Below are 23,214 nucleotides of genomic sequence, written 5' to 3' on the forward strand. Positions count from 1 at the left end.
TTCACCTCCGGCCCGTGGTGCCGCGCACCGCCATGCGCGCACCACGGGCCGGATTCCTTACGACCAATTTCTTAGCTTTTGTCATTCTTGCAGGGAGAAAACGGGATGGGACTGACCGCGAGGATCCGTACCCGGGACGGATGGGCCGTGTCGCACGCGGTCGTCACGGTGACCGACATGACCGGTACGCAGGTGCTGCGGGCCGAGGCGGACGCCGAGGGGGCCGTACGGGACGCCACCGAGCTGGCGCCGGGGGCGTACACGGTCATCGTGACCGCCGTCGGATACGCGCCCGCCGCCTCCAGCGCGATCGTCACCGCCGGCGGGCGGGCCGAGGTCGGCACGGTGACGCTGGCCCGGCAGGGCGGCACCGAACTGCCGCCGCCCGGCCCCTGGACCATCGACCCGGTGCACTCCTCGGTCGCCGCCGTCGCCCAGCACCTGGGGATCTCCAGCGTGCACGGCCGGTTCACGGAGTTCGGCGGGACGATCGAGATCGCCCCGGACGACGTCACCAAGTCCCGTGTGGAGGCGGTGATCCGGGCCGCGTCCGTCGACACCGGCAACGGGATGCGGGACACGCACCTGAAGTCCGCGGACTTCCTGGACGTCGAACGGCACCCGGAGATCACCTTCCGCTCGACCGGCCTGAGCCAGGCCGGCCCGGACCGCTGGACGGTCCACGGCGAGCTGGCGATGCACGGGGTGCTGCGGCCGGTCGACCTGGACCTGGCCTACCTCGGCAGCGGGGCCGACCCGTGGGGCGGCACCCGCGCCGCCTTCCGCGCGACCACCGAACTGCACCGCGAGGACTTCGCGATGAACTACAACCAGGTCCTCCAGGCGGGCATCGCCGCCATCGGTACGACCCTCAGGGTCGAGCTGGACATCCAGGCGGTGCAGGGCGCTTCACTGCCCCAGGCGTAGGCACAGCAGGGTCAGCCACAGCGGGCCCCACGGCCCCGACGAAGACCCGCAACGCCTGGGGATACCTCCCGGGCCCTTGAGGCAGTGGTCAGCCGCGCTCGACCATCGCCTCGATCCCGGCGACCAGCAGGTCCAGGGCGAAGGCGAAGTCGCGGTCGAGCATCTCCTGGACCGTGTCGCCGCCGCGGGCCGCCATGATGTCCTCGGTCTCCTTCACGACCTCGGCGGTCTGCGGAGCCTCGGACACCGCGCTCATGACGGTGCGGAAGTACTCGTCCGCGGTCATGCCGGCGGCCGTGAACCGCTCGGCGAAATGACCCTGGATCGTGCCGTAGCCGTAGACGAACTGGAAGACGGCCGAGATGGCGCCCGTGATGCCGTGTGCGGGCAGCCCCGAGTGGCGGATGACCTGCTGCACGCGCCGCGAGAAGGCGAGCGAGTTGGGTCCGATGTTGAGATACCGGCCGACGAGCGGCGACAGCCATGGGTGACGGACGAGGAGCGCGCGGTATTCGGTGGCCAGGCTGCGCAGTTCGTCGCGCCAGTCCTCGACGTCGGCCTCCGGGGCGGGCAGCCGCAGCTCGCCGAAGGCCGCGTCCAGGGCGAGTTCGAGCAGGTCGTCCTTGGTGTCGACGTACCAGTACAGGGACATCGCGGTGACGTTCAGCTCGCCGGCCAGCCGCCGCATGGAGAACTTCGCCAGCCCCTCGGCATCCAGCAGCCGCACGCTCACCGCAGTGATCCGCTCCCGGTCCAGCCCCGAGGGCTGCCCACTGCGCCCACCCCGCCGCGCCTTCCCCTCCAGCCACACGCTGTTCCGCGCCGACCGCCCGGCTTCCTTCACCATCGGCGCACCTTCCTCGATTCCGCTCACGGTCCCAACCTAAGGGGCGCGGTCCGTGTCGATATGCGGCTACCGCCGCGTGGGCCCGATCAGCCACGAACAACCCGCAGCCGCACGATTACCCATCCCCCCGAGCTCTTAGGCGACCTGCCGCTCCGCCCGCCGCAAAAGCCCCGCCGCAACAAACCCGCCCGCCAGCACGGCACCAGCTCCCACCAGCTGACCTGCCCCCAGCCCGGCCGACAACGACTCCCCCGAGGCAACAGAAGAGCTGAGAACAGCCCCCAGAACGGCAACCCCGAGCCCGTTGCCGAACTCGGCCAGCGTGCCGTTGATCCCGGCCCCCACCCCCGCCTTCTCCGGAGGAATCGCACTCATGATGGCGTGCGCCATGGCCGGATTGGCGACCGCACACCCCGCACCGATCAGGACCAGCCCGAGCAGCGTCCCCGCGTAACCGCCGGAGGCGAACTCCGCAATGGACACCAGCCCCAGCGACATCAGCACCATCCCGACCGCGATCGACACCGGCGTCCCCAGCCGCTGAACCCACTTCGCCGACAGCCCGCTGAAGTTGAGCAGCACGACCGACAGCGCGAGCGGAGCCGTCCGCAGTCCCGCCTCCAGGGGGCCGTACCCGAGGACGAACTGAAGGTGCTGGGTCAGCAGGAACAGCGCCCCGCCCATCCCGAACGTGATGAGCACGGCCCCGGCGACCGCCCCCGTGAATCGCCGGTCCCGGAAGAAGTGCAGGTCGAGCATCGGCTCGTCGACGCGGCTCTCCCAGTACGCGAACACGCCGAGCACCACGACCGCGGCGGCCGCCGTACCGAGCACCCGTGGCGAGGTCCAGCCGTGCACGGGAGCGGAGATGATCGCGAACACGAGCGCGGCCATGCCGATGGTGGACAGCAGCGCGCCGAGCAGGTCCGGACGGTCGCCCCGGGGGTTCTTGGACTCGGGTACGAGGGCCACGACCGCGACCAGCCCCAGCGCCGCGACCGGAATGTTGATCAGGAAGATCGCGCCCCACCAGAAGTGGTTCAGCACGAACCCCCCGATGAGCGGACCCCCGGCGAAGCCGAGCGCGGCGACCGCGCTCCAGATGCCGATCGCCTTCGGCTGCTCCTCGGGCGTGAAGATCTGCATCGCCACGGCGAGGGTGGTGGTGAGCAGCAGGGCGCCGCCGATGCCCATGCCGGCCCGCGCGGCGATCAACTGGCCGGTGGAGCCGGCGAGTCCGGCCGTCACGGAGCCGATGCCGAACAGGGCGAGACCCGCGATCAGCATCTTCTTGCGGCCGTAGCGGTCGGCGGCGCTGCCCGCGGTGAGCAGCAGGCCGGACTGCACCAGTGAGTAGGCGTTGATCATCCACTGGATGTCGGAGGTGGCGGCGTGCAGCTCGCGGGTGAGCGAGGGGATGGCCACGTTCAGGACGGTGTTGTCGAGCAGCACGGTGAGCTGGGCGAGACAGATGACACCGAGGATCAGCCAGCGCTGGGGATGACCTTGGGAGGCAGACATGCCGTACACCGTATAGCGATCGCTATACGGTGTACAACCGATTATTCGTCCGTCCGGATGTCTGTCTGTCAGCTGCTCTTCTGCGTGAGGTCGTAGAAGGTGGCCGAACCGACCGTGACCTTCTTGAAGGTGCTCTGGACCCAGGACGAGATCTGCGCCCCGGTGCCGCTGTTGCCGCCACCGCCCCCGCCGAAGCCGCCGCCGGCGATGAAGTAGTGGATCTTTCCTTCCGCCACGTACTTCTTGAACTCGGCCAGCGTCGGGGACGGGTCGGTGCCGTTGAACCCGCCGATCGCCATCACCGGGTCACCGGTGGCCAGCTGGTAGCTCGCGGCGTTCTGGGAACCGACGGAGGCGGCGACCCAGGTGTACTTCCCCGCGTCCTTCTCCAGCAGCTTCTTGGCCTCGGAGCTGACGTTCGCGCCGTTCACCAGGCCGCCGACGCCACCGCCGCCGCCCATCCCGCCGCCTTCGCCCATCCGGCCGCCGCCCGGGAAGCCGTTGCCGTTCTGCTGGTTCTGCCCATGGCCCTGCTGGTTCTGCCGACCCTGGCCCGGCAGGCCGCCGCCCGGGAAGCCCTGGCCCCCACCCGGCATGGTCCCGTTGCCGTTCTGCTGCCCCTGGTTCTGCCGGCCCTGGCCCGGCATGCCGCCGCCGAAGCCGCCACGCATACCGCCTCCGTCGCCGCCCGGACGGCCGCCGCCGAAGCCCATCATGCTCGCGCCCGCCGGTCCCGCCGTCGGGATGGAGCCCGTGTGCGCGGAGGTCACCGTGCTGAGCGTGTAGGCCGTCGGGCCGGCCAGCGCGGCCACCAGACCCACCGCCGCCGCGCCGAGGGCGAGCTGCCGCGCGACACGGCCAGCGAAGATCAGGCCGAACGCGGCCGCGAGCCCGCCGATCAGGACCAGCCACTTGAGCCAGGGCAGATAGCCGGCGGTGCGGTTGAGCAGGACGTAGCCCCAGGCGGCCGCGGCCACCACCGACGCGGCGAGCATGAGCGACGCCCCGGTCTCCTTCCGCTTCTCCCACAGCAGCCCGGCGCCCATGCCGGTGACGGCCGCGATGTAGGGGGCGAGGGCGATGGTGTAGTACTGGTGGAAGATGCCCGCCATGTAGCTGAAGACCACCATGGTGATCAGCAGCGAGCCACCCCACACCAGGAACGAGGCGCGCGTGACGGACGTACGCCGTGCCTTCCTGGTCGCCCACAGGCCCGCGGCCAGCAGGATCAGCGCGGCCGGGATCAGCCAGGAGATCTGGCTGCCGATCTCGGAGTTGAACATCCGGTCCCAGCCGGTCTCGCCCCACTGCCCGCCGCCGTTGCCGCCGCCACCGGGGACGACGCTGCCGGTCTCGTCGCCGTTGATCCGGCCGAGGCCGTTGTAGCCGAAGGTCAGCTCCAGGAAGCTGTTGTTCTGCGAACCGCCGATGTAGGGGCGCGAGGAGGCCGGCCACAGCTCGACGATCGCGACCCACCAGCCGCCGGCCACGACGAGCGCGACGGTCCCCAGGCCCAACTGCACCAGCCGCTTCCTCAGCTTCACCGGACCGCAGACGGCGTAGACGATCGCCAGCGGCGGCAGGATCAGGAACGCCTGCAGCGTCTTGGCGAGGAACGCGAAACCGATCGCGACACCGGCCCAGAGCAGCCACTTCGTCCGCCCGTCCTCCACGGCACGCATGACGAAGTAGCAGGCCAGCGCCATCAGCAGGGCCAGCAGCGCGTCCGGGTTGTTGAACCGGAACATCAGCGCGGCCACGGGAGTCAGCGCGAGCACCGCGCCCGCGATCAGACCGGCCGCGGGGCTGAACCGGCGCCGCACCCCCGCGTACACGACCGCCACCGTGCCGACGCCCATCAGGACCTCGGGCATGAGGATCGCCCACGAGTTCAGGCCGAAGACCCTGACCGACAGCTCCATCGGCCACAGGAACGCCGAGGGCTTGTCGACGGTGATGGCGTTGCCGGCGTCCAGCGAGCCGAAGAAGAACGCCTTCCAGGACGTGCTGCCCGCCTGGACGGCCGCCGAGTAGAAGGAGTTGGCGTAGCCGGAGGCGCTCAGGTCGTACAGGTAGGTGACGAGGGTGAGGGCCAGCAGGCCGAGGAAGGCCGGGCGTGCCCAGCGCGGGTCCTCGGGGCGGCCGCGCCACAGTCTCCGTACGAGGGGCTGCCGCGGCTCACGGGCTTGCGGGGGAGCGGTCGGCGGCGGGCCCCAGGCGGTGGGACCGTCCTGCTGGGTGGTCGGCCGGTCGTAGTGGGTGGTCATCGGGGGTCCCCCGGGTCGGTGTCGTGAGGGCGCACCGGCTGCAGGCGCATGGTGGCGTCCCTCCAGCTGCCGTCCGCGGCTTCACCGGCGCGGACCTGGGTGGTGGTCGGGTAGGGGTCGTACGAGGGGTACGGCACCGGGCCCTGCGGGAGCGGTGCGTACGGAGCCGTCGTGCTGTAGGTGGGCGAGGACGGGTGGTGCTCGGCGACCACCGTCGATGCCTGGCCGGACTCCCGGCGGTCCGGGAACACCCAGGCGCGGAAGAGCAGGAACCGCAGGACGGTCGCCGCGAGGTTGGCGGCAATCAGCACCGCCAGCTCCGTGGAGTGCGCCGGATTGCCGGTGGCCGCGTTCAGAGCGGCCAGGGAGCCGCTGGTCAGGGCGAGTCCGATACCGAAGACGACCAGGCCCTGCGCCTGGTGCCGGACGGCTCCGCCCCGGCCGCGCACCCCGAAGGTCAGCCGGCGGTTCGCGGCCGTGTTGGCGATCGCCGAGACGAGCAGGGCGAGCGCGTTGGCGACCTGCGAGCCGGAGAACTGCCTGAAGACGCTGTAGAGGAGGAGGTAGAAGAGGGTCGACAGGCCGCCGACCACGCAGAACCCGACGAGCTGGCGGGCGAGCCCCCTGGGCACGTCCTGGATCTCGCGGTCGCGCGGGTCGTCGCCGAAGGGCCGGGTGAGCCGGTCCAGCGGCAGCGAGCCGCCGGCCAGGGCCTTGCCGATGCGCCACACGCCCTTGAGGTCGTCGGTCGCGGTCTTCACGATGTGCACGGTCGAGTCCGGGTCGTCGACCCAGTCGACCGGCACCTCGTGGATCCTGAGGCCCGCCCGCTCGGCGAGCACCAGCATCTCGGTGTCGAAGAACCAGCCGGTGTCCTCCACGAGGGGCAGCAGCACCTGAGCCACATCCCGTCGTATGGCCTTGAAGCCGCACTGCGCGTCCGAGAAGCGGGCCTGCAGCGAGCCGCGCAGGATCAGGTTGTAGGCCCGGCTGATGAACTCCCGCTTGGGGCCGCGCACGACCCGGGAGCTACGGGCGAGCCGGGAGCCGATCGCGAGGTCCGAGTGGCCGGAGATCAGCGGTGCCACCAGCGGCAGCAGGGCGTTGAGGTCGGTGGACAGGTCGACGTCCATGTACGCGAGGATCGGCGCCTCGGACGCGGACCACACGGTCCTGAGGGCACGCCCGCGGCCCTTCTGCTCCAGCCGGAAGGTGGCGGCCTCGGGGATCTCCGCCTCCAGCCGTGCCGCCACCAGCGGAGTGCTGTCCGTGGACGCGTTGTCCGCGATCGTGATGCGGAAGGCGTACGGGAAGGTGCGCCTGAGGTGATCGTGCAGTCTGAGCACGCATGGCCGGAGGTCCTTCTCCTCGTTGTAGACGGGGATCACTACGTCCAGGACAGGCGTACCGGCGTTTCCGGCCGGGAGGTGCTCCCGCGCCGGCAGGGTGCCGGGAGAAGAGTCGGTTCGCATGGAACCGACTTTCGTCAGGCGCCCTGTTGCACCCATGTGGTGGCACTGTGCTGTGCCTGTGAGTGCTGTTGCCAGTTCATTTCCGACTGCGGCTGCGGGGCGAGCGCCGGCAGATGCACCGTGAACACGGTCCGTCCGGGCACGCTGTCCACGGTCACGGCACCGCCGTGCGCGGCGGCGACGGCCTGCACGATGGCGAGGCCGAGCCCGGTGGATCCGGTGGCGCGGGAGCGTGCGGAGTCCCCGCGCGCGAACCGCTCGAAGACGTGCGGCAACAGGTCCGGGGGGATCCCCTGCCCGTTGTCCTCGACGTCGACGCACATCCACGGCCCGCGCCGCTGCACGCGTGCGGTGACGGTCGTACCGGGCGGGGTGTGGTTGCGGGCGTTGCCCAGCAGGTTGACGAGCACCTGGTGCAGGCGTGCCGCGTCCGCGGAGACGAGGGCGGGCGCGTCGGGCAGGTCGAGCCGCCAGTTGTGGTCCATGCCGGCCGCGCGGGCGTCGCTGATGGTGTCCACGACCAGCGGGATGAGGTCGGTCTGCTCGAACTGCAGCGGCCGTCCGGCGTCCAGCCGGGCGAGCAGCAGCAGGTCCTCCACGAGGAGGGTCATCCGGCCGGCCTCGGACTCGATCCGCCCCAGGGCGTGCCGGGTGTCGGGCCCGACCTGCTCCCGGCCGCGCCGGGTCAGCTCGGCGTACCCCCGGATGGAGGCGAGCGGCGTCCTCAGCTCATGACTCGCGTCCGCGACGAACTGCCGTACCCGCGTCTCGCTCTGCTGCCGGGCGTGCAGGGCGCCGTGCACGTGGTCGAGCATCCGGTTGAGCGCGGAGCCGACCTGGCCGACCTCGGTGTGCGGGTCGCACTCGGACTCCGGGACCCGCTCGCTGAGGTTCACCTCGCCGGAGTGCAGCGGGAGTTCGGAGACGCGGGTGGCGGTGTGGGCGACCTTGCGGAGGGGGCGGGTGGCTACGCCGACGAGTACGTAGCCGGCGATGACCGCGGCGCCCAGGCCGGCGGCGGTGACGCTCACCTCGACGAGGATGAGGGTGTTGATCGTGTCGCTGACCGTCTCGGTCGGCAGGGCGACGTAGTAGCTGCCCTCGGCTCCGGGTACGTACCGCACGAGGTACTCACCCAGGTCCGGGATGTCGACGGTGTGCGTGCCCCTGGTGGGCACCTTGTTCAGAGCAGCCTTCTGCCGGTCGCTGAGGGCGACGGCGTCGTTCCGCTGGAAGGGGCCGTTGTCGTCGGGGGCCTTCCTGGCGATGACCGCCCGGGTGACCGTGCCGTCGGTGCCGACCTCGGCGGCGATGGTCTTCGGCTGCGTCGGTCCCTTGACGAAGCCTGTGAGCCTGTCCGTCAGCCCGGAGTCGTTCATACCGCCGGGCTTCATGGGCCCCGACAGGCGCTTGCCGACCTCCCCGACCTGCCCGTCCAACTGGTTGTACAGATACGACCGCAGCGCCAGCGTCGTCACCGTCCCGATCACCGCACACACGACGGCGATCAGCACCACGGAAGCGACGACGAGCCGCGCCCGCAGGGTGCGCGGCTGTCCTGCTCGTCGCTTCTGCGGACGCGGCCGTCGTCGTCTGCTCATGACGCGGCGGGCTTGATCAGGTAACCGGCCCCGCGCCGGGTGTGGATCATCGGCTCCCGGCCGGCGTCTATCTTCCGCCGCAGATACGAGATGTACAGCTCGACGACATTGGCCTGCCCGCCGAAGTCGTACGACCACACGCGGTCCAGGATCTGCGCCTTGCTGAGCACGCGCCGCGGATTGCGCATGAGGAAGCGCAGCAGCTCGAACTCGGTGGCGGTGAGGTGGATGGACTCCCCGGCCCGCGAGACCTCGTGGCTGTCCTCGTCCAGGGTCAGGTCGCCCACGACGAGCACGGAGTCGGAGCGCCGGTCGGCAGCCCCGGACCGGCGGATGAGTCCCCGCAGCCGCGCCACGACCTCCTCGAGGCTGAACGGCTTCGTGACGTAGTCGTCGCCGCCGGCGGTGAGGCCGGCTATACGGTCCTCGACGGCGTCCTTGGCGGTGAGGAAGAGGACGGGCACGTCCGGCAGTTCGCGGCGCAGCCGCCCCAGCACGGCCAGGCCGTCCATGTCGGGCAGCATCATGTCCAGGACGACGGCGTCGGGCCGGAACTCGCGAGCCGTCGATACGGCTCCCTGCCCGTCCCCCGCACTCCTGATCTGCCAGCCCTCGTAACGAAGAGCCATGCTCAGCAGTTCGGTGATCGACAGCTCGTCGTCCACCACAAGCACTCGGACGGGGCTCCCGTCCGGCCTCAGCAGTTCGGTGCGCCCCTGGGGCGAGGTCGTGGTCATGGTGGACACCTTGTCGGGGACCTCTGAGAAGAGGCTTTCCCTTGTCTGTGATTTCCCTGAGAAACGCACAGGCGCCGCTCAGGGAACCCCTGGGAACCCCTCACGTGCGCGCGAACCCGTGACTGTGCTCGACCCGGGCGATGTGGATCACGTACCGCTCGTACCACCGCTCCCGTCCGCGCCGCTTGGCGTCGAGGTGCTCGGGGTGCCGGCGCCACTCCTCGATGCCCGCGAGGTGCTGGAAGTAGGCGACGGAGATGGCGAGTCCGCCGGGGGTGTGGGCGAAGTCCTCGCCGAGGAAGCCGGGTATCTCGCGCACGAGACGGGAGAGGCGGGCGGCGGTGTCGGTGTAGTCGTCGGGGTCGGGGTCGCGGTCGGTGCGGTGGGACGCGAACACGACGGCGTAATAAGGGGGTTCGAAGGCAGGGGCAGGGATGACAGAGGCAATGGACTGACCACTCATGTCGGCCACGATGGCCGTGGGCGGGGGTGCGGTCCATGGACCTTGCCCAAAGGGATCCGTACGGGATCCAAGTCTTGACCTTCGAGTCGACCTTTGAGTCGGCGTTCGAGTCGGCCTTTGAGTCGGCCTTCGAGCCGAGGTCAGAAGAGACCGTCCTGCTCCCTCCTGAACTCCCTTACGGGGACGGTGAAAGAGCCGGCCGCCGAGGGCGGCGGTGCCAGCTCCCACCCGGTCATCAGCCGGGTGTCGAGGACGACGGCCCCGCGCCCGTCGACCGCCAGATGCAGATCGGGCCCGGCGGCAGCGACCAGCTCACCGCTCACGGCTCCGCCCGGGACGAGCTCGACGACATCGCCGACGGCTTCGGCTACGCCGTCGAGCCCGAAGTGCGCGACGTGATCGACCGGTTGACACCGCTCCCGGGTCAACGACTCGGGCCACCCGTCGAGTACGACGGCCCGCGCGTGCAACTCCCTCACCTCGGCGGCCCGCTCGCCCTCCATCCGCGGCAGCCTTGCCCGCACCGCCCGCTTCTCGGCGTACGGGATCCGGTCCGGGACCTGGAGGGCGGCGCGCAGCAGCTCCTCGGTGCGGCGGGCGGCCATCAGGGGGCCGGTGCCCAGCCAGCTGAAGCAGACGGCGCCCTGTTCGAGCAGCCGGGCCGAGCCCCGCTCCGCCGCGGTGATGCCGACCTTGACCATGCCGGGTCCGAACCAGGCCAGATAGACGCGGTACGGCCGCGGATCGTCGGCGATCGTGTCGGCGGCCACGGAGTGGGCCCGGTCCAGGCGGGCGCACTCCTCGCACCGGGCCCCCCTACTCCGCCCCGGCACCGTGGCCCGCACCGGGCAGGCATGCCCCCGCGCCCCGGCACACCGCCGCGCCGAGCCGTCCGCGACGGCGAACGCAACCCGCTTCCCCCACGGCAGCGCACTGCGCCGCCCGCCGTCCCACACCAGCACGGGGCCGTCCGGCGTCCAGCGCAGTCCCGCGCATGTCCATACGTGTGCCATCACTGGTGAGGGTAGAAGGCGGGTCTGACAATGCCCTGCGGACGGCCGGGAGGTCGTCGGCGACCAGGGTCGACGATCACCAACTGCCGTTCGCGGACATCACCTTCAGTCGACGGGCGACAGCGACATCGATTCGCCGCGAACCTCGCCCGACGCCACGGGCACCGGCGCCGCGCCCGCCGCAGGCCGCCCCCGCCCCGCCAGCCGGCAAGCGACGCACCCGGGGTGCCCCTCCCGGGCCTGCGCGTCCCGGGTCCGCATCCCCCACTGCCCACGCGGCCGCACCCCCGGCGGCTTGCCCCAGCCGGACAGGTGCAACACCCAGGTGACCAGGACGCTCACGCCCACGATCGCCAGCCCGCCCACGAGGGCCGGTACGGAGACCGTGCACACACCCAGACCCACCACAGCGCTTCCGACGGTCGCGATACCGGCGCCGGTCCAGCCGGCGATCGTGTGACCCTCGTCGTACAGACTCATGGAGCCGCCTCCAGGGACGAGATTCCCTCACGGACTAAGCAATTTAATCAACCGAATATCTCACGAGCTAAGGGATTTGAACAGATGGACGGCACGCACCGACCGCCCGCCACCCCGGCACGGGCACTGTCGGCGATGGACCACCTCATCGCCGCCCACGTGATCGGACAGCAGGAGCTGGCCCGGCGGCTGGGAGTGAACGTCACCGACCTCACCTGTTTCGCCTTCGTCCTGGAGGCGGGCGAGAACCTGCTCACGGCCGGGGACCTCGCGGCCCGCGCGCATGTGACCACGGGCGCGGTGACCGGCATCCTCAACCGCCTGGAACGCGCCGGCTACGTCACCCGCCGCCCCGACCCCGCGGACCGCCGCCGGGTGCGCGTGGCTGCCGTACCGGCCGCGGTGGCCAGGGTCGAGGCGGTGTATGCGGGCCACTACAAGCGCCTCACCGCCCTGTTCGCCGATTACTCCCCCGAGGAGCTGGCGATCATCACGGACTGGTTCACCCGCGCGACGGCGCTGGCCCACGAGTACTTGGAGAAGCTGAACAGGAACGACCCGGAGGAGGAGTGCTGAGACGAAGAGGAGTGCTGAGACGCACGTCGCCTTGGTCCGGGTCTTGACTCAAAATCATCCTTAGGTGAGCCTTACCTAAACTAAGCTGTGCATGTCCTAGGAGTCGTCTGTGTCCGTGTTGCCCTCGGAGTCGCCCACATTCTCCCCCGAGGCGGCGCCCATCCGGCGACTGGGCCTGTACGACACATGGTGGACGGTCTCGGCCGCCGCACTCGCCACCGTCCTGGCACTCTCGGCCTGCGCCTGGATATCCCTGCACCTGCACGTGGACGCCGCCCTCCACACCGTGGCGCTCTTCGCCCACCTGGCCTCGCTCGTCCTCGGCTTCGGCGCCGTCCTGGTGGCCGACTACTACGCACTGCTGTGCCTGACGGGCCGTTGCACCCTGCGCGACGCCCTGGACACCACGGCCCGCCTCCACGCCCCGATCTGGGCCGGCCTCGCCGGTCTCGTGGTCACCGGCGTGATGCTGCACCCGGACCTCGACGCCCCGCTCACCCGCATCAAGCTGGGTCTCGTCCTCGTCCTCACCCTCAACGGCCTGCAGGCCGGGCTCCTGAACAGACGCCTGACGCAGCCGGACACCCCCACGCTCGCACCGCGCCTCCTCGCCTGGGGAGCAGCGACGGCCCTGGTCTCCCAGGTCTGCTGGTGGGGCGCCGTGATCATCGGCTTCCGCAACAGTCAGCACTGACTGCGAACTCCCGCACATTGCCTCATTCGGAAGGTGCCGACTAGTCCGATTTATTGATCTGCGGGCGTGTTTCCTTTTCATTGCACCGGTGCTCCGGACTGCCCAGGTCAAGCTCGCACTCAGGCTCGGGAACGCCCGAGACCCGAAGGGACAAGGAGCACCCACATGAGTCCTGAGCACAGGACGAATGCGCACCTCGGGCCGGTGGCTCAAGGCGGATTCAACAGGGTTCGCAGGCTCGCGGCGATCGCGGCGGCGTTGACGGTCGGGGTGGCGACCCCCGCGGCGGCGGTAGCCGTCGGCATGGCCTCACAGACGGGCGTGGCCTACGCCGTCGATCCCCACTGCGACTACGACAAGCCCGGCCCGCGGGCAGGTGGCGACGGCGACGACTGCGACACCACGCATCCGAAACCCACCGTCACGGTGACGAAGACGGCGACGGCGACCGCGACGGTGACGGCAACCACAACCGCGACGGCGACCGCGACGGTGACGGCGACCACAACGGCGACCGCCACCGTAACCGCGACCGCCACGGCGTGCGGCACCGGTGTCGACTCCTCAGACCCGAACGGCATGGAGCAGTTTCTCGCCGCACTCGTCAATGGGGTGCCCTTTGCCGGCAGGCGACCCGGCATCAACACCACCCCGGACAGCCCGAACATCGTGTCGGGCCCGACGAACGCTCCCGGCTGGATCGACCTCAGCACCATCGCCGGCTTCCCCACGAATTCCCCGGTCTGCGACGTCTCGGTCGACGCCCAGGGCAGTGACGCGTTCTACAAGATCATCACTCAGGCCGGCTCGGTCTACACCCTTCACTGCGCGGCCAACGGCACCTCCCTCGTGTGCCCCGCCCCGACGCAGGGGATGACGCCTCCGTCCCGGTGGATCGCGGTGACACCGCAGCCCTGACCGAGACTCCCGAAGCCCTGCATGCGGCTCATTCCGCAAAGCAAAAGCCAGAGGCCCTGCGGATCACTCCGCAGGGCCTCTGATCTGTTGTGCACTCGGCAGGATTCGAACCTGCAACCTTCTGATCCGTAGTCAGATGCTCTATCCGTTAAGCTACGAGTGCTTGTTCTTTTGTTTTTGCCCTTCGCTCCCGGCCCTTCCGGCCCGCTCGCGGCGACAGGAAGAACATTACATGACTGCCGCCGTCATGTGAAATCCGATCCGCATACCCCTTGTGACCTGCGAAAACGTGGATCGAAGTGTCGAAGTGTGGGCAGGGAACACCGAAGCCCCGGTCCTTGAGGACCGGGGCTTCGGGATCAGGTGCGGAGGCGGAGGGATTTGAACCCTCGATGGGCTGTAAGGCCCAAACCGCATTAGCAGTGCGGCGCCATAGACCGGACTAGGCGACGCCTCCAGCACAACCACTCACGCGAGCGCGCGACTGGTGCGTGCAGATGATGACACAGTCGAGCGTGCTGTCACCAATCGGCTCCCACGGTACTAGGAGCAAGGGCCGCAGGGCAAAGGGCTTCGCCCGGCGGGGCGGCAGGTGAGGGGCCCGCGCAACATCCGGGGGGCGCGAGCGTTGGGCAGGGCATGGTCTCTGTCATGTCGGTGCTCCCGCGGGGCGTCCTGGTGACGTCGCTCGCCGCCGCCGTCTCGGTCTCGCCCCTGGTCGCCCTCGCCGCCGTACCCGCCGCCGCGGCTGCGCCCGCCGCACCCGCCACGCCCCCGCCCGTGCGGCCCGAGGACCGGGCCGGTGATCACCTCACCGTGGTCGTGGCGCACGCCGGCGCGGGGCGGGACGGCACGTACGAGGTGTCCTGTCACCCCGGAGCCGGGAGTCACCCGGACGTGGGAGGGGCCTGCCGGGCGCTCGACTCGAACACCCGCTGGGGGCGGGACACCTTCGCTCCGGTGGAACCCGACAGCATCTGCACCATGCAGTACGGCGGCCCGGCCACCGCCCAAATCACCGGCACCTGGGCCGGACGCCCGGTCGACGCCTCGTACGACCGCAGCGACGGATGCGAGATCGGGCGGTGGGACCGGATGGTGCCCCTGCTGCCCAGGGTCGGGGCGGCTTCGTAGGTGCTTCACGCCTGTTTCCCGGCGGAATCACGGGGTCGTAAAGGTCCCGCGAAGGTCTTGCGGAGCCGGGGCCCGGGCGAGGCCGGAAGCAGGGCCGGAGGCGGGGGGCCGGCCGGGCATACGGTCACATGTTCGCCGTCACTTCCTCGTGCGACCTCCCTCTCAACCGGCGTCGCGAGCGCAACCCGTGCCCTTAGACTCCCTCGCGTGACACGGTGCGGGCCGGTTGGCAAGATGGCCCGAGCGGTCGGCAAGGTGCGGTAACAGGGAGGAAGCGTCTCGTGAGCAGCAGGCCATCCCGAGGCGCTGCTCGCCTCGCAGCCATACTCGACGCGCTGCCCGACGCGTTGGTGCTGGTCAACGCCAACGGAACCGTCGTCAACGCCAACACCATCGCCCTGGAGGCCTTCGAGGCGCCCGGCACCGCGCTCGTCGGGCGCGGGCTGCTCGATCTGCTGCCGCAGTTCGACTCCCGGCTCATCCCCGGCTCCATGCGGCGGCCCGATCACATGGACCCGCAGGGGCGGACCAAGCCCGCGCGGATGATCGCGCGGCGCACCGACGGCTCCGAGTTCCCGGTCGAGGTCACGAGCGCGAATCTGGAGAACGGACAGCAGGCGTACGACGGTTACGGCTACACCGGCGACGAGCTGCTCATGATCGTCGTGCGGGACCTGTCCGGGACCGTGGACACCGAGGCCGAGCTGGCCCGCTCGCAGCGGCAGACCGAGATGATTCTGCGGGCTGCGGCGGAAGGGGTCGTCGGCACCGACACCGACGGGCGGATCGTGCTCGTCAACCCCGCCGCCGCTCAGATACTGGGTTACCGGGCCGGTGAGCTGGGCGGCAAGGAGCTGCACACCCTCGTGCTGCACTCCCGCGCCGACGGCTCCCCCTTCCCGTACGAGGAGTCGCCGCTCGCCGACACCCTGCGCTCCGGGCGCAAGCACCGGGTGCGCGGGCAGGTGCTGTGGTCCAAGGGCGACCAGAAGGTGGCGGTCGATCTGACGACCGCGCCCGTGCGCGATGGCGACCAGCTCGTCGGCGCCGTCATGACCTTCACCGACCGGCGGCCGTACGACGCCCTCGCCGAGGAGAAGGCGGCCCTGGAGCAGGCGCACGCCGAGGAGCTGGAGCGGCTCTCCGAGGAGCACGCCTCCGACCTGACCGCGCTGCGCCAGCAGCACGTCACCGAGGTCGACGAGCTGCGCGAGACGCACCAGGAGGAGGTGGCGTCCGCCGAGGAGCGCTACGCCGCGCTCGCCGAGCGGGAGAAGGACCGGTACGAGGCCCTCTCCGGGCGGCACGAGCAGCTGCTGACGCTGCTCGCGCAGTCCCTGCGCGGACCGCTGGACGAGCTGCGGCGCGAGCTGTCCGCCCTGGCCGCGGACGACGCCGGACAGTTGTGGCCCGAGGCCAACCAGGTGCTGCACCACCTCTCGGCCGGCTACTCGCGCATCACCACCCTCATCGACAACGTCCTCGGCTACCAGCGGCTGGACGCGGGCACGGAGGACATCACCCGTACGAAGGTGATGCTCGACGCCGTCGTCGCCGCCGGTGTGGACGGGGCCGTCGAACTGATCGGCCCGGGCCGCGTGCAGTTCGCCGTACACGCTCCGCCCATCGAGGCCGAGGTCGACCCGCAGCGGCTCGCCACCGCGCTCGCGCATCTCGTCGCGGACGTGGCGGGCGTCGACGCCACCGGCAACACGCCCGTGTCCGCAGGCGGTTACCTGGACAACACCGTCGTCGTCGCGGCCGCGCAGCGCGGTGAGGTCGCGCGGATCGAGGTGCGCGGGCCGTATCCCGGGGGAGACCCGGTGCACGAGCCGATGGTCCGCGGGATCGTGCGGGCCCACGGCGGAGTGCTGCAGACGCACGAGGTGCCGGGCATGAGCGGCAGCGCGTACGTCCTCGAAGTGCCGCTCGGCGGTGGGGCCGGGGCGGTCGCCGCCCGGGTTCCGGACGCCGAGGACGCAGGTGCCGAGGGCGGCATGCCCGCCGAGCTGGGCTCCGGCGGTGGGCGGCGGCGGGCCCGGCGGGCCTCCACGGACGCCTTCCTGGAGAGCGAGGTCCCGGCGGAGACCGGTGAGTCCGGTGACGGCGGGGCGGAGGCGCGCACGCCGACGGGGCGGCGCCGCAGGCGTGCCGCGGCTGCCGTCGAGGCGGCGGCGCCGGAAGCGAACGAGGGCGCGGAGGGCGCGGCCGGCGGGACCGGCGGGACCGGACGGCGGCGCGGACGCCCCGCCGAGACCGAAGCCGGTACCGACGCCGGTGCCGATGCGGGCGTGGCCGAGGGTGCGGTGGTGACCGCGGCCGAGCATGCCGCGGGGACCGCTGCCGCGGGCAACGGGCTCGGCGCCGCGGTGCCGCCGCAGGGCGTGCCCGCGCCTACGGGCCGCCGTGCCCGGCGTGACTCCGGCGCGCCGCAGGCCGCCCTGCCGCCCGCGCTGCCCTCGGGCGGCACGGAGTCGGTCCAGCCTGTTCCGGCCCAGGCCGGTACGGGCCGGCCCGTACCGGCCGAGGGCGAGCAGCCGACCGGGCGGCGCCGGCGTGCACTGGCCGCCGCCGCGGAGCGGGCTGCGGCTCAGGAGGCGGGGGCCCGTACGGTCTTCGCCCTGCCCCCGGCCGAGGCCGACCGCTCACCTGACTCCGCCGACTCAGCCGACGCGGCGACGGGTGTGGGCGTGGCCGCGGCCGTGGCGACGGGTGCGGGTGCGCAGGTCCCCGGTCAGGTGCGGGTGCCCGGTCAGGTGCCCGGGTCCGGCGAGGGGGTTCCCGGCGACACCGGCCGACACGATGCCGTACCGCTCGACCAGGCCGAGGACCACACCCCGCCGCAGCCGCACCCCACCAGCGCACCGACCGGTCGCCGGCGGCGGGCCGTGGCCCAGCCGGGGGAGGCGGCGGAGGCGGCCCAGGCGGCCGCTGCTCCTGGTGCTCCCGGTGCACCCGGTGCACCCAGTGCGTCCGGTACGCCCGCCCAGGCCGTGCCGGCGCTTCCGGCACAGGCGGCTCCGGTGCAGGGTGCCCCCGGGCAGCCCGTCCCCGCGCAAGCCCCCCAGGTCGCCGCGGGTCAGCCGACACCGGCCCAGGGCGTTCCGACCCAGGGGACGGCTGCCGTACCGACAGCGGCGGGTCCTGCGGGCCTGCCGAGCGTCGCCGCTCCGGCCGGTGTCGCGGCTCAGGCCGCCCCCGGTCAGCCTGCTGTCGTGCCCAACGCCGCCGTGCCCGCGCAGGGCACCCCCGGTCAGGGCGTACCGGTACCGCCGGGACAGCCGATTCCGGCACAGGTGGCCCCCGGACAGCCCGTACCCGCGCAGGCCCCCCAGGTCCAGCAGCCGCCCGCGATGCCGGTCCCGGCCGCACAGGCCACCCCGGCCGTCGGCACGCCCGCCGCGCCGCAGCCCGCCCAGCCGCTCCCCGTGGAGGGGGCCTCGGGCCAGGTGCCGGCGGGGCAGGCCGCGCCGACCCCGGCGAACGGCACCCCCGCGGCCGGCGTCCCGCAGCAGTGGCCCGGCACCGACGACACCTCCGGCGTGGGCATCGCCGCTGCCCAGGCCACCCCGGCCCCCGGCACCCAGCTCACCCCGGAGCACACCGGTGCCCAGCCGCCGCGGGCGGCTCAGCCCCTGCCCGCCGAGGCCTCGGGGCCCGCGGTCGACCCGAACTCCACGCAGGGCCGGGCGATCAGCGTGCGCACGCTCGGGCAGGGCGTGCCGTTCTCGCGGCAGGCCGCGCAGGTGCAGCAGCCGACGGCGACCCCGCCCCCGCACGGGCCGGGCGCGTCCGGCCGCCGGCGCAAGCTGGGCACCCCGGCCGAGCGCCCCGAACCGCAGCAGGAGCAGGCGGCCCTGCCGCATCCGCCGGCCGAACAGCCGCCCGCGCAGCCCTCGCTGGCGGGCCAGTCCCGGCTCGCCCCGGTCACCGAGGGTGCCGGACGGTCGTACGCCATAGGCGCCCCGGACGCGAACGCGGCCGAGGGGCCCGAACCGCTGGACGGTCCCGGCGGGGCCGTGGAGGTCGCGGACACCCCGCGGCCGGTGCCGCTGGACGACGAGCTGCCCCCGGAGCCGCTGGACAACCCGCGCCGGCTGCTGGTGTGGCCCGCGCCGGACGTGACGACCCAGCAGGCGCTGAGCGACCGCGGCTACCGGCCGGTCATCGTGCACTCCCGCGAGGAGGTCGACGCGCAGATCGCAGCCTTCCCCGCCGCGCTGTTCGTGGACCCGCTGACCGGGCCGATCACACGGACGGCGCTGCAGTCGCTGCGCCAGGCCGCCGTGGCCGCGGAGGTGCCGGTGCTGGTCACGGCCGGGCTCGGACAGGCGACGCGGGAGGCGGCGTACGGCGCCGATCCCGCCGTACTGCTGAAGGCGCTGGCGCCGCGCGACAGCGAGCAGCATCCGCCGCGGGTGCTGCTCATCGAGGAGCACGCGGAGATCGCGCTGGCGCTGACCGCGACGCTGGAGCGGCGCGGGATGCAGGTGGCGCGGGCCGCGAGCGACAACGACGCGGTGACGCTGGCGGGCCAGCTGCGGCCGAACCTCGTGGTGATGGACCTGATGCAGGTGCACCGGCGACAGGCCGGGTTCACCGGGATCATCGACTGGCTGCGCGCGAACGGGCAGCTCAACCGCACCCCGCTCGTCGTCTACACCGCCGCCGTCGACCAGGCCGACCTGCCGCGGCTGGCCTCGGGCGAGACGGTTCTGTTCCTCGCGGAGCGGTCCACCAGCACCGAGGTGCAGAGCCGGATCGTGGACCTGCTCGCGCGGATCGGGACCAACTAGCCGGCTCTTCGGGCGCCGAGATCAGCGTGCGACCAGCCGCCGGGCCGCCTCTCTGATCGAGCCGCGCAGGCGGTCCCGGTCGGTGTCCTCGGCGCCCACCACGATGCGGCGCATCTGGGGGACGACGGCGGCCCAGTTGGCCAGGGCGATGAGGAGGAAAAGCAGGTCGCGGGCCGGGATCGCGTCGGTGATCACGCCCCGCTCCTGGCCGTCCCGCAGCGCGTCGATCTTCTTGCGGTAGTGCTCCCGGCGCTCGCCCTCGTCGGGCAGTTCGGCGCTCGCGCCGTACTCCAGGCCCTCCCAGAACAGCAGGCGGAGGACCTCGGGATGGGTGGCGTGATAGTCGATCACGCGGTCGACCCAGCCCTCGATGTCATCGGGATCGACGGGGACGGCGACGGCCAGATCGAGCATCGCCTTCTCCAGGACCCGGGCGAACAGCTCCGCCTTGTTGCCGAAATAGGCGTAGATCAGCTGCTTGTTGGCCTTGGCCGCGCTCGCGATGCGGTCGATGCGGGCGCCCGCGATGCCGTGCCGGGCGAACTCGGCGACCGCCGCGTCGAAGATGCGGGCCTTGGTGGCTTCGGGGTCCCTGACTGCTGCCATGCGGTCAGCGTACCGGCCAAGTAACCAACCATTTGGTTGACAGGGAATTCCGCGGAGATGCACGCTGTTGAGGCATCCAACCAACCAGTTAGTTGTGAGAGTTGGCTTCAAGGCCCTGGCTTCAAGGCTCTAAGGAGTGCCTCCGCTCATGCCGTCACCGACCACCGCCCGCCAGACCTCCGGGGTCCGGGTCCCCGACCGGGAACGGCCCGCCGCCTCCGGGCGGCTCTTCCTCCTGCTCATAGCCGTCTGCACCGCCGTCACGGCCGCCAACATCTACCTCGCGGCCCCGCTGCTCCCCCTGATCGCCCACGACTTCGGCACCGCCCCCTCGGCCGTCACCTGGATCGCCTCGGTCGCACAGCTCGGCTACGCGGCCGGCCTGCTCTTCTTCGCCCCGCTCGGCGACCGCGTCAACCGCCGCCCGCTCGTCGCGCTGCTCTCGCTGGCCACGGCGGCCGCACTGGGGCTCGGTGCGGCCGCGCCCGGGACCGCCGCCCTCGCGGCCGCCGTCTTCGCCGCCGCCGCGGCGACCGTGATCCCCCAGCTGCTCGTCCCGCTGGTCGCCGAGCGCGCCCCCGCCCACCGCCGCGCCCGCCATGTCGCAGCCGTCATCGCCGGTCTGTTCACCGGCATCGTCGGAGCCCGGGTGGCCGGCGGACTCGCCGGAGGAGCCTTCGGCTGGCGCTGGGTGTTCGCCGGGTCCGGCGCGCTGACCCTCGTCCTCGGTCTCGCCACGGCGCTGGCCCTGCCGTCGGAGCGGCGCACTCGCGAGGGGGCGCTGTTCTCGGGCCTCGCCGCCCTGCCCGGACTCGTCCGCCGCTCGCCCGACCTGTGGCGGGCCTGCCTGCGGCAGGCCGGAATGTTCGGCGCCTGGAGCGCCCTGTGGACCTCGCTCGCCCTGCTGCTGACCGGCCCGGCCTACGGCCTGTCCACCGCGACCGCCGGTCTGTTCGGCCTCTTCGGCCTCACGGCCACCGCGGTGGCCCCGCTCGCGGGCGGCCTGGTCGACCGTTTCGGCGCCGCGAAGGTCGTACGCTCCGCCTACCTGCTCGCCGCCGCGTCCGTGCCGCTGTTCTGGCTCGGCGGGCACGTGCTGGTCGCGCTGTTCGCGGCCGCCGTCGCCATCCACGCCGCCCTGGTCGCCTCCCACGTCGCCAACCAGACGCTGGCCCTGACGACCACCTCCGCCCCGGCCACCGCCAACACCGCCTACGTCGTCGCGGGCTTCACCGGCGGCGCCCTCGCCTCGATCCTGGCGGGCCTCGCCTTCAGCAACTGGGGCTGGGGCGGGGTCAGCGCGGTGGCGGGGGTGTGGCTGGTGCTGGGGTGGGCGACCACGGCGGTACGGCGCTGAAGCGACCACGGTGGCGCGGCGCTGAAGCGACCGCGGCGGTACGGCGGTTCGGCGCCGGGACCGCCGTGCTTCCGGTACCGGCGCGCGGCCGCCCACCCCTCGGCGCTTCAGATGCTGGTGACGTCCAGCTCCCCCTCCGCGTACCGCCTGCGCAGCACCTTCTTGTCGAACTTGCCAACGCTCGTCTTCGGCACCGACTCGAGGACCGTCCAGCGCTCGGGGAGCTGCCACCTGGCGATCTTGCGCTCCTCGGCGAGGAAGGTGCGCAGGGTCGCGAAGTCGGTGCTCACGCCCTCCCGGAGGACGACCGTGGCCAGCGGGCGCTCGCCCCACTTCTCGTCGGGTACGGCGACCACGGCGGCCTCGGCGACATCCGGGTGGGCCATCAGCGCGTTCTCCAGCTCGACCGAGGAGATCCACTCGCCGCCGGACTTGATGACGTCCTTGGCACGGTCGGTGAGGGTGAGGAAGCCCTCGGGGGAGATGGTGCCGACGTCGCCGGTCTTCAGCCAGCCGTCCTCGCTGAACTTGTCGGCGGGGCGCAGCGGTTCGGCGTCGGGGCCGTTGTAGTAGGCGCCCGCGATCCACGGGCCGCGCACCTCCAGCTCGCCCGCCGACGCGCCGTCCCAGGGCAGGCGCTCGCCACCGGGGCCGGTGAGGCGGGCCTCGACGGCGGCCGGGAAGCGGCCCTGGGTGAGGCGGTAGGCGAACTCCTCGTCCGTGCCGACCGCGTGGGCCGGCGGGCGGGCCACCGTGCCGAGCGGGGAGGTCTCCGTCATGCCCCAGGCGTGACAGACCCGCATGCCGAGCCGGTCGAAGGCCTCCATCAGCGAGGGCGGACAGGCCGAGCCGCCGATGGTGACCTGGGTGAGGGCGGACACGTCCCGGGGGCGGGCGGTGAGTTCGGCGAGCAGGCCCTGCCAGATGGTGGGGACGGCGGCCGCGTGCGTCGGCTTCTCCCGCTCGATCATCTCGGCGAGCGGGGCGGGCTGCAGGAAGCGGTCGGGCATCAGCAGGTTGACGCCGGTCATGAAGGTGGCGTGCGGCAGGCCCCAGGCGTTGACGTGGAACTGGGGGACCACGACCAGCGAGGTGTCCTGGTCGGTCAGGCCCATCGACTGGGCCATGTTGACCTGCATGGAGTGCAGGTAGATCGAACGGTGGCTGTACACCACGCCCTTGGGGTCCCCGGTGGTGCCGGAGGTGTAGCACATCGCGGCGGCCTGGCGTTCGTCCAGCTCGGGCCAGTCGTAGGTGGTGGGCTTGCCCGCGATCAGGTCCTCGTACTCGTGGACCTGGGCGGTGGCACCGGCGAGCAGGGCGCGGTCGCCCGGGCCGGTGACGACGACGTGCTCGACCGTCTTCAGGTGCGGCAGCAGCGGGGCCAGCAGCGGCAGCAGTGAACCGTTGACGATGATCACGCGGTCGGCGGCGTGGTTGACGATCCACACCAGTTGCTCGGCCGGGAGGCGGAGGTTGAGGGTGTGCAGGACCGCGCCCATGGAGGGGATGGCGAAGTAGGCCTCGACGTGCTCGGCGTTGTTCCAGGCGAGCGTCGCGCACCGCTCGTCGTTCCCGACCCCGAGGTCGTCGCGCAGGGCGTGCGCCAGCTGGGCCGCGCGGGCGCCGATCTCGGCGTAGGTACGGCGCTGCGGCTCGCCCTCGCCGGTCCAGGTGGTCACCCGCGATGAGCCATGGACCGTGGACCCGTGGGTCAGGATCCTCGAGATCAGCAGCGGTACGTCCTGCATGGTGCTCAGCACGGCGGTCCTCCCGGGGCGGCGTTGCCTGCGCGGTAGTAAGGG

Annotated in this window: 18 protein-coding genes and 2 tRNA genes; 7 read left to right on the plus strand and 13 right to left on the minus strand. The window is 72.0% G+C overall.

Going from position 1 to position 23,214, the window contains the following annotated elements:
* The first annotated feature begins 105 nt into the window (after window positions 1-105).
* Window positions 106-927, plus strand: coding sequence for a YceI family protein (locus tag ACZ5DS_RS27210; RefSeq protein ID WP_468243309.1), 822 nt, complete (start codon window positions 106-108; stop codon window positions 925-927).
* A gap of 88 nt (window positions 928-1,015) precedes the next feature.
* Here the strand turns inward: ACZ5DS_RS27210 and ACZ5DS_RS27215 are convergent, their stop codons facing one another.
* The 9 genes from ACZ5DS_RS27215 to ACZ5DS_RS27255 form a co-directional block, all read right to left on the minus strand.
* Window positions 1,016-1,774, minus strand: a complete 759-nt coding sequence (locus ACZ5DS_RS27215) for a TetR/AcrR family transcriptional regulator (RefSeq protein WP_468243794.1) — start codon at window positions 1,772-1,774, stop codon at window positions 1,016-1,018.
* A 135-nt stretch (window positions 1,775-1,909) separates the two neighbouring features.
* Window positions 1,910-3,295: an MFS transporter gene (locus tag ACZ5DS_RS27220; protein WP_468243312.1), complete on the minus strand. Its 1,386-nt coding sequence runs from the start codon at window positions 3,293-3,295 to the stop codon at window positions 1,910-1,912.
* 68 nt (window positions 3,296-3,363) lie between these two features.
* Complete coding sequence (locus tag ACZ5DS_RS27225) at window positions 3,364-5,562, minus strand: ArnT family glycosyltransferase (protein WP_468243314.1); 2,199 nt, start codon at window positions 5,560-5,562, stop codon at window positions 3,364-3,366.
* Window positions 5,559-7,034, minus strand: a complete 1,476-nt coding sequence (locus ACZ5DS_RS27230; RefSeq protein WP_468243316.1) for a bifunctional glycosyltransferase family 2/GtrA family protein — start codon at window positions 7,032-7,034, stop codon at window positions 5,559-5,561. Before ACZ5DS_RS27230 ends, ACZ5DS_RS27225 begins: the two co-directional genes overlap by 4 nt.
* Before the next feature lie 14 nt (window positions 7,035-7,048).
* A complete protein-coding gene (locus ACZ5DS_RS27235; protein WP_468243319.1) occupies window positions 7,049-8,635 on the minus strand; it encodes an ATP-binding protein in 1,587 nt (528 codons plus the stop codon).
* Entirely contained in the window at window positions 8,632-9,372 is a 741-nt protein-coding gene (locus tag ACZ5DS_RS27240) for a response regulator transcription factor (RefSeq protein WP_468243321.1), read from the minus strand. Before ACZ5DS_RS27240 ends, ACZ5DS_RS27235 begins: the two co-directional genes overlap by 4 nt.
* Window positions 9,373-9,472: 100 nt before the next feature.
* Window positions 9,473-9,835: an antibiotic biosynthesis monooxygenase family protein gene (locus ACZ5DS_RS27245; protein WP_468243323.1), complete on the minus strand. Its 363-nt coding sequence runs from the start codon at window positions 9,833-9,835 to the stop codon at window positions 9,473-9,475.
* A gap of 140 nt (window positions 9,836-9,975) precedes the next feature.
* Window positions 9,976-10,848, minus strand: a complete 873-nt coding sequence (locus ACZ5DS_RS27250; RefSeq protein ID WP_468243326.1) for a DUF2797 domain-containing protein — start codon at window positions 10,846-10,848, stop codon at window positions 9,976-9,978.
* 105 nt (window positions 10,849-10,953) lie between these two features.
* Window positions 10,954-11,328 (minus strand): HGxxPAAW family protein, encoded by a 375-nt coding sequence (locus tag ACZ5DS_RS27255; RefSeq protein ID WP_468243328.1) that lies wholly within the window; start codon window positions 11,326-11,328, stop codon window positions 10,954-10,956.
* Between the two features lie 84 nt (window positions 11,329-11,412).
* On the opposite strand from ACZ5DS_RS27255, the gene ACZ5DS_RS27260 reads away from it, so the two are divergent.
* The 3 genes from ACZ5DS_RS27260 (at window position 11,413) to ACZ5DS_RS27270 (ending at window position 13,516) form a co-directional block, all read left to right on the plus strand.
* Window positions 11,413-11,904, plus strand: a complete 492-nt coding sequence (locus ACZ5DS_RS27260; protein WP_468243330.1) for a MarR family transcriptional regulator — start codon at window positions 11,413-11,415, stop codon at window positions 11,902-11,904.
* Between the two features lie 109 nt (window positions 11,905-12,013).
* Window positions 12,014-12,598, plus strand: coding sequence for a hypothetical protein (locus ACZ5DS_RS27265; RefSeq protein ID WP_468243332.1), 585 nt, complete (start codon window positions 12,014-12,016; stop codon window positions 12,596-12,598).
* Window positions 12,599-12,763: 165 nt separating this feature from the next.
* Window positions 12,764-13,516 carry a hypothetical protein gene (locus tag ACZ5DS_RS27270; RefSeq protein ID WP_468243334.1) on the plus strand — a complete coding sequence of 251 codons (753 nt, stop codon included), beginning with the start codon at window positions 12,764-12,766 and terminating at the stop codon, window positions 13,514-13,516.
* 90 nt (window positions 13,517-13,606) lie between these two features.
* Here ACZ5DS_RS27270 and ACZ5DS_RS27275 read toward each other — a convergent pair.
* Window positions 13,607-13,679 (minus strand) — tRNA-Arg (locus tag ACZ5DS_RS27275).
* Window positions 13,680-13,882: 203 nt separating this feature from the next.
* Window positions 13,883-13,973 (minus strand) — tRNA-Ser (locus ACZ5DS_RS27280).
* 194 nt (window positions 13,974-14,167) lie between these two features.
* On the opposite strand from ACZ5DS_RS27280, the gene ACZ5DS_RS27285 reads away from it, so the two are divergent.
* Window positions 14,168-14,650, plus strand: a complete 483-nt coding sequence (locus ACZ5DS_RS27285; RefSeq protein WP_468243336.1) for an SSI family serine proteinase inhibitor — start codon at window positions 14,168-14,170, stop codon at window positions 14,648-14,650.
* A gap of 281 nt (window positions 14,651-14,931) precedes the next feature.
* Window positions 14,932-19,446: a hybrid sensor histidine kinase/response regulator gene (locus ACZ5DS_RS27290; RefSeq protein ID WP_468243338.1), complete on the plus strand. Its 4,515-nt coding sequence runs from the start codon at window positions 14,932-14,934 to the stop codon at window positions 19,444-19,446.
* A 21-nt stretch (window positions 19,447-19,467) separates the two neighbouring features.
* Here the strand turns inward: ACZ5DS_RS27290 and ACZ5DS_RS27295 are convergent, their stop codons facing one another.
* Window positions 19,468-20,052 carry a TetR/AcrR family transcriptional regulator gene (locus tag ACZ5DS_RS27295; RefSeq protein WP_468243341.1) on the minus strand — a complete coding sequence of 195 codons (585 nt, stop codon included), beginning with the start codon at window positions 20,050-20,052 and terminating at the stop codon, window positions 19,468-19,470.
* Window positions 20,053-20,200: 148 nt separating this feature from the next.
* Here ACZ5DS_RS27295 and ACZ5DS_RS27300 point away from each other — a divergent pair, with 148 nt between their 5' ends.
* Complete coding sequence (locus ACZ5DS_RS27300; protein ID WP_468243344.1) at window positions 20,201-21,409, plus strand: MFS transporter; 1,209 nt, start codon at window positions 20,201-20,203, stop codon at window positions 21,407-21,409.
* Between the two features lie 107 nt (window positions 21,410-21,516).
* Here ACZ5DS_RS27300 and ACZ5DS_RS27305 read toward each other — a convergent pair whose 3' ends face one another.
* Window positions 21,517-23,172, minus strand: coding sequence for a long-chain fatty acid--CoA ligase (locus tag ACZ5DS_RS27305; RefSeq protein WP_468243346.1), 1,656 nt, complete (start codon window positions 23,170-23,172; stop codon window positions 21,517-21,519).
* Between the last annotated feature and the right edge of the window lie 42 nt (window positions 23,173-23,214).

The organism is Streptomyces sp. NPDC031100 (genome assembly GCF_055570785.1).

Excerpts from the sequence above, each read along its gene's own strand:
- ACZ5DS_RS27235 (WP_468243319.1), bottom strand. The coding sequence starts at position 8,635 with ATGAGCAGACGACGACGGCCGCGTCCGCAGAAGCGACGAGCAGGACAG.
- ACZ5DS_RS27240 (WP_468243321.1), bottom strand. The coding sequence starts at position 9,372 with ATGACCACGACCTCGCCCCAGGGGCGCACCGAACTGCTGAGGCCGGAC.
- ACZ5DS_RS27300 (WP_468243344.1), top strand. The coding sequence starts at position 20,201 with ATGCCGTCACCGACCACCGCCCGCCAGACCTCCGGGGTCCGGGTCCCC.
- ACZ5DS_RS27230 (WP_468243316.1), bottom strand. The coding sequence starts at position 7,034 with ATGCGAACCGACTCTTCTCCCGGCACCCTGCCGGCGCGGGAGCACCTC.
- ACZ5DS_RS27245 (WP_468243323.1), bottom strand. The coding sequence starts at position 9,835 with ATGAGTGGTCAGTCCATTGCCTCTGTCATCCCTGCCCCTGCCTTCGAA.
- ACZ5DS_RS27250 (WP_468243326.1), bottom strand. The coding sequence starts at position 10,848 with ATGGCACACGTATGGACATGCGCGGGACTGCGCTGGACGCCGGACGGC.
- ACZ5DS_RS27220 (WP_468243312.1), bottom strand. The coding sequence starts at position 3,295 with ATGTCTGCCTCCCAAGGTCATCCCCAGCGCTGGCTGATCCTCGGTGTC.
- ACZ5DS_RS27210 (WP_468243309.1), top strand. The coding sequence starts at position 106 with ATGGGACTGACCGCGAGGATCCGTACCCGGGACGGATGGGCCGTGTCG.
- ACZ5DS_RS27295 (WP_468243341.1), bottom strand. The coding sequence starts at position 20,052 with ATGGCAGCAGTCAGGGACCCCGAAGCCACCAAGGCCCGCATCTTCGAC.
- ACZ5DS_RS27260 (WP_468243330.1), top strand. The coding sequence starts at position 11,413 with ATGGACGGCACGCACCGACCGCCCGCCACCCCGGCACGGGCACTGTCG.
- ACZ5DS_RS27285 (WP_468243336.1), top strand. The coding sequence starts at position 14,168 with ATGTCGGTGCTCCCGCGGGGCGTCCTGGTGACGTCGCTCGCCGCCGCC.
- ACZ5DS_RS27225 (WP_468243314.1), bottom strand. The coding sequence starts at position 5,562 with ATGACCACCCACTACGACCGGCCGACCACCCAGCAGGACGGTCCCACC.
- ACZ5DS_RS27215 (WP_468243794.1), bottom strand. The coding sequence starts at position 1,774 with ATGGTGAAGGAAGCCGGGCGGTCGGCGCGGAACAGCGTGTGGCTGGAG.
- ACZ5DS_RS27255 (WP_468243328.1), bottom strand. The coding sequence starts at position 11,328 with ATGAGTCTGTACGACGAGGGTCACACGATCGCCGGCTGGACCGGCGCC.
- ACZ5DS_RS27270 (WP_468243334.1), top strand. The coding sequence starts at position 12,764 with ATGAGTCCTGAGCACAGGACGAATGCGCACCTCGGGCCGGTGGCTCAA.